The organism is Cutibacterium sp. LaCa_89, assembly GCF_058177555.1.
Window position 1 is genome coordinate 400,388 of record NZ_CP190889.1, and the last position, 12,846, is coordinate 413,233.

The 12,846-nt window shown below is 64.1% G+C and carries 11 protein-coding genes; 7 read left to right on the forward strand and 4 right to left on the reverse strand.

Annotated features, from left to right (window positions below):
• The first annotated feature begins 42 nt into the window (after positions 1–42).
• The 6 genes from ACP8LP_RS01735 to ACP8LP_RS01760 are packed head-to-tail and all read left to right on the forward strand — an operon-like array spanning position 43 to position 5,976.
• Entirely contained in the window at positions 43–711 is a 669-nt protein-coding gene (locus tag ACP8LP_RS01735) for a histidine phosphatase family protein (protein WP_252908281.1), read from the forward strand.
• Positions 708–1,277: a TlpA family protein disulfide reductase gene (locus ACP8LP_RS01740; protein ID WP_063279226.1), complete on the forward strand. Its 570-nt coding sequence runs from the start codon at positions 708–710 to the stop codon at positions 1,275–1,277. Before ACP8LP_RS01735 ends, ACP8LP_RS01740 begins: the two co-directional genes overlap by 4 nt.
• A 47-nt stretch (positions 1,278–1,324) precedes the next feature.
• The gene (locus ACP8LP_RS01745; RefSeq protein ID WP_484483352.1) at positions 1,325–2,035 is read left to right on the forward strand and encodes a cytochrome c biogenesis CcdA family protein; all 711 of its coding nucleotides are present in this window, start codon (positions 1,325–1,327) and stop codon (positions 2,033–2,035) included.
• Positions 2,035–3,636, forward strand: coding sequence for a cytochrome c biogenesis protein ResB (gene resB, locus ACP8LP_RS01750; RefSeq protein WP_252908282.1), 1,602 nt, complete (start codon positions 2,035–2,037; stop codon positions 3,634–3,636). Before ACP8LP_RS01745 ends, resB begins: the two co-directional genes overlap by 1 nt.
• Positions 3,633–4,526 (forward strand): c-type cytochrome biogenesis protein CcsB, encoded by an 894-nt coding sequence (ccsB, locus tag ACP8LP_RS01755; RefSeq protein WP_063279224.1) that lies wholly within the window; start codon positions 3,633–3,635, stop codon positions 4,524–4,526. The genes resB and ccsB overlap by 4 nt, the downstream gene beginning before the upstream one ends.
• Positions 4,513–5,976 (forward strand): GerMN domain-containing protein, encoded by a 1,464-nt coding sequence (locus ACP8LP_RS01760; RefSeq protein ID WP_484483246.1) that lies wholly within the window; start codon positions 4,513–4,515, stop codon positions 5,974–5,976. Before ccsB ends, ACP8LP_RS01760 begins: the two co-directional genes overlap by 14 nt.
• Positions 5,977–5,979: 3 nt before the next feature.
• Here ACP8LP_RS01760 and ACP8LP_RS01765 read toward each other — a convergent pair whose 3' ends face one another.
• The 4 genes from ACP8LP_RS01765 to ACP8LP_RS01780 form a co-directional block, all read right to left on the reverse strand.
• On the reverse strand, positions 5,980–6,774 hold the full coding sequence (locus ACP8LP_RS01765; RefSeq protein WP_252908285.1) for an SDR family NAD(P)-dependent oxidoreductase: 795 nt from the start codon (positions 6,772–6,774) through the stop codon (positions 5,980–5,982).
• A 23-nt stretch (positions 6,775–6,797) separates the two neighbouring features.
• Complete coding sequence (gene ilvA, locus ACP8LP_RS01770; RefSeq protein WP_484483247.1) at positions 6,798–8,321, reverse strand: threonine ammonia-lyase, biosynthetic; 1,524 nt, start codon at positions 8,319–8,321, stop codon at positions 6,798–6,800.
• An 11-nt stretch (positions 8,322–8,332) separates the two neighbouring features.
• On the reverse strand, positions 8,333–10,210 hold the full coding sequence (gene ilvD, locus ACP8LP_RS01775; protein WP_147612083.1) for a dihydroxy-acid dehydratase: 1,878 nt from the start codon (positions 10,208–10,210) through the stop codon (positions 8,333–8,335).
• 190 nt (positions 10,211–10,400) lie between these two features.
• The gene (locus tag ACP8LP_RS01780) at positions 10,401–10,844 is read right to left on the reverse strand and encodes a hypothetical protein (RefSeq protein ID WP_051128992.1); all 444 of its coding nucleotides are present in this window, start codon (positions 10,842–10,844) and stop codon (positions 10,401–10,403) included.
• 578 nt (positions 10,845–11,422) lie between these two features.
• Here ACP8LP_RS01780 and ACP8LP_RS01785 point away from each other — a divergent pair.
• Positions 11,423–12,823 (forward strand): mycothione reductase, encoded by a 1,401-nt coding sequence (locus ACP8LP_RS01785; protein ID WP_202711753.1) that lies wholly within the window; start codon positions 11,423–11,425, stop codon positions 12,821–12,823.
• Positions 12,824–12,846: the final 23 nt, after the last annotated feature.

Genomic DNA, 12,846 nt, shown 5'->3' on the forward strand with positions numbered 1-12,846 from the left:
GAGGCGGGCTCTGCGACCCGCGAGGTATCGGAAGGGGAGACGATGGGCGCCACGACGACCGTCCACCTGCTGCGCCACGGTGAGGTCGACAACCCGACCGGGGTCTTGTACGGGCGTATGCCCGGATACCACCTGTCACCACTGGGACGACGAATGGCCGCCCGCGCTGCCGAGCATTTCGCTGGTGTTGAGTTGTCCGCCCTGGTGAGCTCCCCGCTGGAGCGCGCCCGGGAGACGATGGCCCCCATCGCCGCTGTGCACCCAGAGCTCGAGGTGCGTGTCGATTCCGACGTCATCGAGGCGGCCAATGTCTTCGAGGGGCAGGTCTTCGGCAAGGGCAACAAGGCTTTGCGCAATCCTCGTAACTGGCGTCATCTGTCGAACCCGTTCACCCCAAGCTGGGGAGAGCCCTACGTCGAGATCGCCGAGCGAATGACCCGGGCGATCATGCGTGCCGCCGAGGAGATTCCTGAGGGCGGACAGGCCCTCATCGTCTCCCATCAGCTGCCGATCTGGATTGCCCGTTGCGCAGCCGAGGGGCGACATCTTCCCCACGATCCGCGTTCCCGTCAGTGCACCCTCGCCTCCGTGACGAGTTTCGGTGTGCTCAACGGTCGCATCGTGCGCGTCGATTACTGCGAACCGGCTCGCGACCTCATCCCGGCCAAGGATCGTCGGGCCAACATCTCCGCAGGTGGTGCACGGGAGTGAGGACTCGGCTCATCACCGTCCTCGCGGCGACAACCCTCATGGTGACCGGGGTCTCGGCGTGCTCGTCGACCTCAGCCAGTGACGACAAGGGATTTGCGGCCGGTGACGGATCCTGGTCGAGGGTTCCGGCCGACAAACGTGAGCCTGCCCCCGTCCTCACCGGCAAGGACCTGGACGGCAAGGAGATCAGCACCGCTGACGCCAAGGGCAAGGTCATCGTCCTCAATGTGTGGGGATCATGGTGCGCCCCTTGCCGTCACGAGGCCCCAGCCCTGGTGAAGGCTGCCGGTCGCACCAAGGATGTCGCCGTCTTTTACGGCATCAACACCCGAGACCTGGATCCAGGTCCGGCTCAGGCCTTCTCCCGAGCCTTCGACATCACGTACCCGAGCTTCTACGACCCGGACGGGGCGATGCTTCTCAAGTTCAGCGAGCTGCCTCCCAAGGCCATCCCGTCCACCCTCGTCATCGACCGCAAGGGCCGTTCAGCCGCTCGATTCCTGGGAGAGGTGAGCACCGCCACCCTCGTCCAGGCGATCAATGACGTTGCCAAGGAGAGCCAGTGACGCCCCTTGACCTGGGGTCCTGGGCCGCTGAAGCGCTGACGGGATCGATGGCCGGAGCGATCCCGGTGGCGGTCTTCTCCGGTGTGTTGTCCTTCTTCTCACCGTGTGTCCTGCCCCTCGTCCCTGGCTACCTCAGCTATGTGACGGGTTTGGGCGCGGCCGACGTCATCGAGGGACGGCATCGCGCCCGCACCGTGGTGGGCACGATCCTCTTCGTCATCGGTTTCACCGTTGTCTTCGTCGCGACCGGCACGGTCATCGGTACCCTCGGTCGGGCACTCATGGGTCATCGGCGAACCATTGAGATCATCGTCGGAGCTTTGACGATCCTGCTTGGCGCCATGTTCGCCGGCCTTGTACCGCTGGGACGACGCGAACTGCGGATCCATCGCCTTCCCCGAGCGGGACTGGCTGCTGCGCCGATCCTGGGAATCGTCTTCGGGCTGGGTTGGACCCCGTGCATCGGGCCGGCCCTCTCGGTGGTCTACGGACTGTCATTGACCCAAGGATCCGCTGTTCGTGGGGCAGTACTGGCCACCTGTTATTCGTTGGGGCTGGGTGTCCCGTTCATCGCTGCCGCTGCGGCTCTGGTGTGGATCGGTCGCACGGTCGACGCGGTGCGTGCCCACCAACATACCGTGCAGCGTGTCGGAGGAGTGCTCATGATGGCCATAGGCGTGCTGTTGGTCACCGGGTGGTGGGAGTCGATAATGGCGATGCTGAGAACCTGGGCGGCCAAGTTCGGGGCGGTGATCTGATGGGTGATTCCGTGAAGGACGCGAAAGTGACGGACTCGAGGAGCTCGACCTCGGCTCGTGGGAGCGGCGGACTCGGTTTCGGCGCATCCATGCGGTGGTTGTGGGGTCAGCTGACGAGCATGAGGACGGCCCTCATCCTGCTGTTCCTGCTGGCCCTGGCATCCATCCCGGGGTCGATGGTGCCGCAGACCGCAAACAGCGCGATCAAGGTCTCCGACTTTGCCGCCAACCACCCCACCCTGGATCGTATCTACCGGCCGCTGGGGATGTACCACGTCTACACCTCGGTGTGGTTCTCGGCGATCTACCTGTTGCTGTTCATCAGCCTCATCGGCTGCATCATTCCGCGCATCATCAGTCACGTGAAGGCCTTGCGCCGGCAGCCTCCTCGCGTGCCCGCCAGGCTGGACCGGTTGGCGGCCCATGCCTCGACGACCACCTCTGATTCGGCCGAGGAGGTCGACAAGCGAGCCCGGGAGTGGTTGAAGACCCGACGTTACCGGTTCGTCGTTGACGACGATGGCTCCATTCGTGCCGAGGCTGGACGCCACCGCGAGACGGGCAACCTGATCTTCCACGTCTTCCTGGTTCTCCTGCTCGTTGGTGTCGGTTGGAATACCCTGTGGGGATTCAAGGGGACCTCGGTCGTCGTCGAGGGACAGGGATTCTCCAACAACATCACCCAGTACGACGAGTTCAAGGCAGGGTCGATGGTCGACACCGACGATCTGGCCCCGTTCTCCATGAAGCTGCGCAAGTTCACAGCATCCTTCGAGACCGGCACGGTTCAGCGTGGTGCTGCTCGCAGCTTCGACGCCACCGTCGACCTCACCGTGGGCGGCACGACCGAGACTCGAGACTTGCAGGTCAATCACCCGCTGCGGATCGGCTCGACCAAGGTCCATCTGCTGGGCCATGGCTACGCCGCAGACGTTCTCGTCCGCGACGGAAATGGCAAGGTCGCCTATTCGGGTCCTGTGGTCTTCCTGCCTCAGGACGGCAACTTCAAGTCCGTCGGTGTCATCAAGGCTCCCGACGCCCGCCCGGATCGTCTGGCCTTCCAGGGATTCTTCCTACCGACGGGCACGATCACGGCTGGTGGCCCGACCTCCCTCTTCCCAGACGCCCTCAACCCGCAGCTGTACCTGACCGCCTGGTACGGCAAACCGGCAGGCGAGACGGGTGTTCCGTCGAACATCTACACCCTCGACACGACCGGCATGACCCAGGTGAAGAACGGCAAGGAGAAGTCCCGATTCGTGCTGTCGCCGGGGCAGGGATACAAGCTGCCCGACGGCAGAGGATCGATCCAGTTCAACGGCTGGCAGCGCTGGGCCAAGATCCAGGTGTCCCAGACCCCTGGTCTACCGCTGACCTTCCTGTCCGTGCTGCTCTCAGTGGCCGGTCTGTGCTTGAGTCTGTTCTCACGGTCGCGACGGGTGTGGATGAGAATGACGCCCGTCGAGGAGGGCTTGAAGGTGGAAATCGGTGGCCTGGACCGCAGTGACTCCCGATCCGGTGCGGTGGACGATGTAAACTCTCTGCTGGCTGCGGTACACGGAGATAGCATGTCAGGCGACATCAAGGAGGCCCAGTCGTGAGTGTGGAGAATCTGTCGGCCGTCGGTATCGTCACCGCGGCGGTGCTCTACATGCTTGCCTTCCTGGCTCACGTCGTGGAATGGGCCAGTGTGCGCGGGGTCGAGCACCCCAGCCACAAGGCGCGGCTGCGATCCGAGACGTGGGGGAGGATGGGCCTCAACCTCACCGTCCTGGGTGCCATCTGCGCGACCATCGGCGTCGTCTGCCGCGGTATCGCGGCACATCGGTTGCCCTGGGGCAACATGTACGAGTTCGTCACCTCGGCGCTGCTCTTCGTCGTCATCGCGTACCTTGTCCTCGTCGCCGTCCGTCAGGTCAGGTGGATGGGCATTGCCGTCACCCTGTTGCTGGCTGTTGGTAACGGCCTGGCAGCCACCGTGTTCTACGTGGCTGTCGCGCCGCTGGTCCCGGCCCTGCATTCGGTGTGGTTCGTCATCCACATTGTCGCGGCTTGTATTGCTGCTGCTGCGCTCAACGTCGGTGCTATTGCCTCGATCATGTATCTCATCTCGATGAACGCCCGGGCGAAGGCTGAGCGGACTGGAATTCCCGTCAGGGGATTGCTCGCCAAGCTTCCTTCCCCGGAGTCCATGGACACCCTGGCCTACCGTGCACATGCCATCGGCTTTCCGATCTGGACCTTCACCATCGCGGCCGGCTCAATCTGGGCTGACTACGCATGGGGCCGGTTCTGGGGATGGGATCCCAAGGAGACCTGGTCCCTGGTGACCTGGGTGGTCTACGCGGCCTACATGCACGCCCGCTCCACAGCCGGATGGCGCGGACGCCCGGCTGCCGTCATCGCGATCATCGGTGTGGCCTGTTTCTGGTTCAACTTCATCGGTGTCAACCTGATCTTCAACGGCTTGCATTCGTATGCCGGCATCTGACATGAAGGGTTCCTTCTCCGAATCCCGCGATGATTGGCTTCCCCAGCTCTACCAAGAGAAGTGGGACGCCTTCGTCAGGTTGGCCACCCTGTTGCTGGCAGACCAGCGGGCGGCCGAGGATGCCGTCGTCGCAGCCTTTGTCACCAGTTACCGGCGCGATCCGCGGTTGCATTCCCACCAGCATGCTGTGTCGTATCTGCGCACCGCCGTCGTGAACAAGGTCAGGGGTCGACAACCGGCAGAACGAGACACAACTCCTCCCCAAGCCCCCGACGAGTTGGCGTACTGGTGTCTGCGGGGGCTGCCGGCCCGACAGCGTGAGGTGCTGGTCCTCAAATTCGCGACAGCAGATCTGTCAGACGACGAGATCGCCGAGACCCTGGGCATGAGCGTCAATGGCGTTCACAACAACGAGACGAAGGGTCTGACTGCCATCGGTGAGACGCTGCGGCCTGGTTCCCACACGAACCCCGGCCATGCCGATCCCAGGGTCGAGGCGGTCGTGCGCTCGGCCCTGGAAACCATCATGGAGTCGATCCGTCCGAACTCCGGCTATGACGCCATCACCTCTCAGATTTCCCGGAAACCGCGTCGTGGCCTTCCCGCCAACTGGATCGTCGCCCTGGCCTGTCTGGTGGCACTGGGACTTGGCATTCTGTCTCCCCTGCTGGGCTCGAATCACAATTCGACGACGAGTGATTCGGAGGCGGCACCGGCTGCCCGAACCCCGCAGGCCAGCGACCAGTCCCTGCCGACCGTTCAGACTGGGTTGGATGTCTTCTACCTGGGCCGTGACGACGGGCTCATCCACCGTGAGCTGCGTGACCTGCCGACCCTCGGCGACCTGTTGGGAACGGCAGTTGGGGCGGTTCTCAACGTCGCGCCCCTCGACCCGAATTACACATCCGGGTGGGCAGCTGGCCAGGTGAACCGGGCATCGGTCAAAGGAAAACGCATCACCATCGACCTGTCGGCATCCGCCTTCAGCCAGTTCAAGAATGGCGAACAGGTGCAAAGGGCCATCCAGCAGCTCGTCGTGACCGCCACGGCGGCCGTCGGTGACCGCACCGGTGACAAGTCGGTGCGCATCCTCGTTGATGGTTCGCCGAACCTGCCGATCATTGGCAAGCCCGCCACGGATTTTGTCGACGAAGGTCTTGCTCAGTGCGCCCGGGTGTGGGTCGACACGCCACAGGCCGGTGCCGATGTGTCGTCGGGCAAGATGACCATCAGTGGTTTCGCCCAGCCGACGGTTTCCGTCATGACATACGAAGTGAGATCTCCCAAGGGCGGTCACATGGTCACCAGCGGGCAGATCAACATCTCCGCCACCGACGGTGACAACTGGCGCCCGTGGAGCGCCACCGTCATCATGCCCAAGGGGGAATATGACGTGGTGATCCGGGAAGGGAACCGCATCGCTGACGAGAAGGTTGTGACGGCGAAGTAGCCGTCAGATCTTGAGGTACTTCTCCGCCTCAGTCATCACCAGACGCGGTGGCAGGTGTGGAGCCAACCGTGCGACGGCGCGGTTGATGAATCCGTCGATGGCGTAGGGACGATGACGGGCCAGAGCGTCGAAGGCAGTACGCACCACATCGTCGGGCTGACGACGCATTCCAGCTCCCATCCTCGGCACACCGGCGACGTCGAAGAATCCGGTCTCCGTCGGGCCAGGACAGACCGCCGTGACTCGCACCCCGGTGCCGTTGGTCTCGGCCCACAGCGCCTTCGTGAAGGACAGCACGAAAGACTTCGATGCCGCATAGGTGGCGAACTGGGGGATGGGCTGGAAGGCAGCGGTGGAGGCGACATTGATGATCGACCCCTGCTTGGCCGCGATCATGCCCGGCAGCAGCAGACCGCACAGATGGACGACGGCCTCACAGTTGACCTCCACCTGAGAGGTCTGACGAACCGGGTCGGTCTCGGCGATCCGGCCAGCTGCACCGAACCCAGCGTTGTTGATGAGGGTGTCGACGATGATGCCGCGCCCGGCGATGTCCTCCACCAGGGTCAACCGCTCGGATGCCGAGGCGATGTCGCAGGGACGGACGATGGTGCGGATCCCGTATCGGGTGGTGAGTTTGGTGGCAAGGTCGTCGAGGGCGTCTTGACGGCGTCCGGTCAGGACGAGGTTGGCTCCGCAGCTGGCCAGGTGACGGCTGAATGCCTGCCCCAGACCACCACTGGCCCCGCTCACCAGTGCCCACGGGCGTTCGTCGCGAGTCGCATCCTTCTCAGTCATGTCACAAGTCTTCCACGTAGCTCTCAACGCTCCCGGAGGAACATCTGATACGAGGGGGAGTCCGAGACGTCACTCCACGGGCACCCGATGTCGTCGAGGTGAGACGACAGGTCCGGGTCGTCAGCCGCACCCTCGAACCCGGCCAGCACGCGACCGGTGTCCATTGCGAAGGAACGGTAGTGGAACAGGGAGATGTTCCACCGGGTGCCCAGGGTGGTGAGGAAGTGGGTCAGTGCTCCTGGCGACTCGGGGAAGACGAAGGAGACGACCTTCTCCCCGACGGAACGTGACGGGTGCCCACCGACCATGTAACGGACATGGGTCTTGGCCGCCTCGTCGTCGGACAGATCGACGACTCGGTGTCCGGCACTGCTCAGGATCTCGACGATCTCGGAACGTTCGTTGCGATGGGCTAACTGCACGCCGACGAAGATGGCCGCGGAGTCGTCGTCAGCAAGTCGATAATTGAACCCGGTGACCATGCGGCCACCTAACAGTCGGCAGAAGTCCAGGAAGGCTCCCGGACGCTCGTCGATGATGACTCCGAACATCCCCTCGCGACGCCCACCGATCTCGGCGCGTTCTGCGATGTGACGCAGCGACCCGAAGTTGAGGTTCGCCCCGCTGAGGACGGTAGCGAGCTGCTCTCCGTGGATGTCGTGGGCGCGGACGTACTTCTTGAGCCCGGCCAGCGCGACGGCACCGGCCGGCTCGGCGACGGCACGCACGTCGTCGAAGAGATCCTTGACGGCAGCACTGATCTCGTCGGAGTCGACGGTGACGACGTCGTCGAGATGGTCCTTGAGGATGCGGAAAGTCTCGTCACCGATCCGGGCAACGGCAACACCCTCGGCGAACAGCGAGACCCGATCCAGGGTGACGGGTTCACCGGCCTCCATTGCGGCTGCCAGACAAGCCGACTCAGCTGGCTCCACACCGATGATCTTGACCTGGGGCATGAGCTGCTTGACGAGGACGGCGATCCCTGCGGCAAGACCACCACCACCGACCGGTACGAAGATCCGGTTGACGTCCGCTGCGTCCTGGATGAGCTCCAGGCCGATGGTTCCCTGACCAGCGATGACCATCGGGTCGTCGAAGGGGGCGACGTAGGTCAGTCCCTCGTTCTCGGCCAGTTCGAGGGCGTGAGCCTTGGCTTCGTCGAAGGAATCCCCGGCCAGGACCACCTCGCCGCCGAGCTGGCGCACCGCGTCAACCTTGATCGTCGGAGTGGGTCTCGGCATGACGATCTTGGCCTTGACCGCGAGCCGGGCACTCGAGAGGGCGACGCCCTGGGCGTGGTTGCCGGCCGACGCCGTCACCACCCCGGCGCAACGTTCCCCCTCGGTGAGGTTGCGCATCCGGTTGTAGGCGCCGCGGATCTTGAAGGAGTGGACTGCCTGACGGTCCTCCCTCTTCACCAGCACGGTGTTGTCGAGGCGTTTGGAGACGTTGGGCATCGGTTCGAGCGGGGTCTTCTCGGCCACCTCGTAGACCGGTGCTCGCAGGACGGCTCGCAGATATTCCTGGTCACTCCTGACGGACATTGGCGATCCCCTCAGTCAGCCACCGGACGGACCTGGGACAGGTCACGTACTCCACCGCGATCGGCGGAGGAGGCGAGCATCCCGTAGGCGCGCAGGGCGGTGGAAACGTGACGCGAACGGGCAGCGTGTGGCGTCCAGGCGTCGATTCCGCGGGCTTCCTCCTCCTCGCGGCGACGGGCCAGCTCGGAGTCATCGACGTCAAGGCTGATGGTGCGGTTGGGGATGTCGATACTGATGGTGTCCCCGTCGCGGGCCAGGCCGATGAGACCACCGGAGGCGGCCTCGGGGGAGACGTGACCGATTGACAGGCCCGACGTGCCACCGGAGAACCGGCCGTCGGTGAGCAGGGCGCACTCCTTGCCCAGGTGCATCGACTTCAGGTAGCTCGTCGGGTACAACATCTCCTGCATACCGGGGCCACCCTTGGGGCCCTCGTGGCGGATGATGACGACGTCCCCGGCCCTGACCTCCTTGCCCAGGATGCCGGTGACGGCGTCGTCTTGGGACTCGTAGACGACGGCAGGCCCGGAGAAGGTGAGGATTGACTCGTCGACGCCGGCGGTCTTGACGATGCAGCCGCGCTCGGCGATGTTGCCGAACAGCACTGCCAGGCCGCCGTCGGCGGAGTAGGCGTGCTCGATGTCGCGGATGCAGCCGTTCGTACGGTCGGTGTCGAGGCTCTCCCAGCGCGAGGACTGGGAGAACATCTCGGTGGTGCGCACCCCGCCCGGGGCGGCCGCATAAAGCGTGCGGACGTCCTCGCCGGGGGCGGACATGAGGTCGTGACTGGCAATCTCGACGGCCATCGTCGTCGGGCTGCCGTCGGGGGACCACACCGTCGAGGTGGCGGTGTCGAGCAGGCCGCCACGATCCAGCTCGGCGAGGATGCTGAGCACACCGCCGGCGCGGTGGACGTCCTCCACGTGGAACACGGTGGTCGACGGTGCCACCTTGCACAGGTGGGGAACCTTGCGTGACAGGGAGTCGATGTCAGCCATGGTGAAGTCGACCTCGCCCTCCTGGGCGGCGGCCAGCAGGTGCAGGACGGTGTTCGTCGAACCTCCCATCGCGATGTCAAGGCTCATGGCGTTGTTGAACGCCGCCTTGGTGGCGATGGAGCGTGGGAGGACGGAGGCGTCGTCCTCGTCGTACCAGCGCTTGGCCAGGGAGACGACGGTGCGTCCGGCTGTCTTGAAGAGTTTGCGACGATCCGAGTGGGTGGCCAACAGGGAACCGTTGCCGGGCAGGGAGAGGCCGAGGGCCTCCGTCAGGCAGTTCATCGAGTTGGCGGTGAACATGCCCGAACACGACCCGCAGGTCGGGCAGGCATTGGCCTCCATGATCTCGACGTCGGAGTCGGCCGCGGTCTCGTCACCGGCGGCGATCATGGCGTCGATGAGGTCGAGCTTGTGCTCCCCGTCGGTCAAAGTCGCCTTCCCAGCCTCCATCGGGCCACCGGAGACGAAGACGGTCGGGATGTTGAGGCGCATGGCGGCCATCAACATGCCGGGGGTGATCTTGTCGCAGTTGGAGATGCACACGAGGGCGTCGGCACAGTGAGCGTTGACCATGTACTCCACGGAGTCGGCGATGAGCTCACGGCTGGGCAGGGAGTAGAGCATGCCGTCGTGGCCCATGGCGATGCCGTCGTCGACGGCAATGGTGTTGAACTCCTTGGGGACGCCACCGGCGGCGCGGACCTGCTCGGCGACGATCATGCCGACGTCACGCAGTCCGACGTGTCCGGGGACGAACTGGGTGAAGGAGTTCGCGATCGCCACGATGGGATGTCCGAATTCATCGTCCTTGGTACCGGTGGCACGCCAGAGAGCGCGGGCTCCGGCCATGGCGCGTCCGGTGGTGCTGGTGGCGGATCTCAGCGTGGGCATCGTGTTCCCCCTCGGCAATTGCGTACACATGACGACGCCCTCCATCCGGAAGAGGAAGGAGGGCGCGCGGTTGGATTCCGGTGCGTGGTCAGACCGCGCGCCGGGTAATGAGACTCCAACCGTTCATCATGGGTGTGACGCTAGCAATGATCAGAAAGATGAAACGCCGGCCCATATCCTGAGACGCTGCTCAGGGGTGCAAGTGCTCCATGAACGGCATGATCGGTGTGAGCAGACCGGTGCTCATCCAGAACATACCGAAGGCCATCGCGAAATCAGCCAGGCCGGAGAGGCGAATCGCCAGTGGCTCGGTGGCCACCACATGGCAGGTGGGAACCTTGCGTGGATTCTCGGCCTTGCCGCTGATGGCTCGACACAGGCCGGCAATGGCCAGGGCCAGCAGGGCGACCATGAGAGGGATCCCGACGACGGCGAAGTCATGCATCGCGGCATTCATGGCCGTCTGCATTCCATGGTCCATGCTGCCGTTCATACCGTGGCCCATACCGCCATGGTTCATGCCGTGATCCATTCCGCCGTGATTCATGGTTCCCATGCCGGAGTGCTTGGACGCCGTCATGACGGAGGACATCTTGCGCATCGCGGCGAGGTGCCAGACCATCGCGGCGAACATGGCGGCATGACCCCATGACGACCACGAGGACCGCCAGGCGGCCATGAAGACCATCCAGGCCGTACAGATGGCGAAGATGACGACCGGGGTGGTTGGTCCGCCAATGGCGGAGACGAGGGGTTTCCACCATGACTTGGGCACCATGAGGATCATGGTGACCGCCATCACGACGTGTACCCATGTGGAGATCTTCGTGACGACGGTGGGCGCCTTGATAGCGTCCCGCACCGACCACACGAGTGACCATGCAAAGAGGATGAGAAGCCCGACGAAGGTGACGGGCGTTGAGGTGAGGGTGAACATTCCGCTCCTGGGTTGGGATCCGGCATCGTGCCAAATCGCGGCATGTCACCGGACCCGCAGGGGAGCCAGTGGGCAGCCCCGGGGTGGGTTCTACGAACATGTCCCCGAGGGGACGGGACCGCGGGGGATGGTCCGGTGAATCCGGCGGATCCTGGGTGCGATCTGGCGATCACCATACATGCCAGATGCGAGAATCAGGGATCCGTAAGGTTGTCATGCGACGCCGGCGGCGGGTTGAGGCGATCCGTCATAGCTCGGGATGACAGACTGGGGGCATGGAGCACTACGACATCGTCGTCATTGGTTCGGGCTCAGGAAACACGATCCTGGACGAGGAATTTGCCGACCGACGCGCCGCCATCATCGACTCGGGCACTTTCGGGGGTACCTGCCTCAATGTCGGCTGCATACCGACGAAGATGTTCGTGCTCCCGGCGGACCTTGCGACCTCGCCGTCCGAGGCAGCCAAGCTGGGGGTCAGGCTGCAGTTCCGCGGGGCATCCTTCACCTCCATTCGTGACCGAATCTTCGGACGCATTGATCCCATTTCTCGAAGTGGGCTTGAGTACCGCCAGGGGCTGGAGAACATCGACGTCTACACCGACGAGGCGAAGTTCGTCGATCCCCACACCATCGAGGTCGGGGACACTCGCATCACTGCGGACCAGATCGTCCTGGCGGCAGGGTCGCGCCCGCGTGTCCCTGATGTCCTCGGTCTCGACGACCCGAGCCTGGCGGGGTCGATCCACACCTCCGACACCATCATGAGGTTGGAGGAGTTGCCCCACCGTCTGGTGATTCTCGGTGGTGGATTCATTGCCGCCGAGTTCGCCCACATCTTCTCCGCGCTGGGATCCAGCGTCACTGTCATCAATCGGTCCGGGAGGATGCTGCGTCATGAGGACCAGGAGATCTCGCAGCGGTTCACCGATCAGATTGGTCACCGCGTGAGGCTGCGGATGTCCGAGGGCTTGGTGGGCATCGATCGTGATCCTGGTGGTCACCTCGTGGTCTTGACGGTTGACGGTGACGGGGTCGACTACGACTATCCGGCCGACGTCGTCCTCAATGCCATGGGTCGGGTGCCCAACGGTGACCGTCTCAACCTTCCAGCTGCCGGGGTTGACGTCGATGACGATGGATTCGTGGTCGTCGATGAGCACCAGCGGACCAATATCGAACACATCTGGGCCCTCGGCGACGTCTGCTCGCACTGGGAGCTCAAGCACGTCGCCAACCACGAGGCCCGAGTGGTGCGCCACAATCTGCTACACCCTGATGACCTGGCCAGTTCTGATCATCGATTCGTGCCTCATGCGGTGTTCTCGGACCCGCAGGTCGCCTCGGTGGGTGCGAGCGAACAGAGTCTGTTGCAGTCCGAGATCCCGTACACCAAGTACGTCCAGGAGTACGCGGACGTCGCCTATGGCTGGGCGATGGAGGACGAGGGACACTGTGTCAAGCTGTTGGGTGACCCGGGGACGAGGACGCTGCTGGGCGCCCACATCATCGGCCCGCAGGCATCGACCCTCATCCAGACCTGCATTCAGGGGATGAGCGCCGGCCAGACAGTCGGGGAGATGGCGCGGGGACAGTACTGGATACACCCGGCACTGCCTGAGGTCGTGGAGAACGCCCTGCTTGGCCTTGACAAGGAGTTTGACCGACTCGGGTGATGCTGAGGGTGACATCGGGGGCG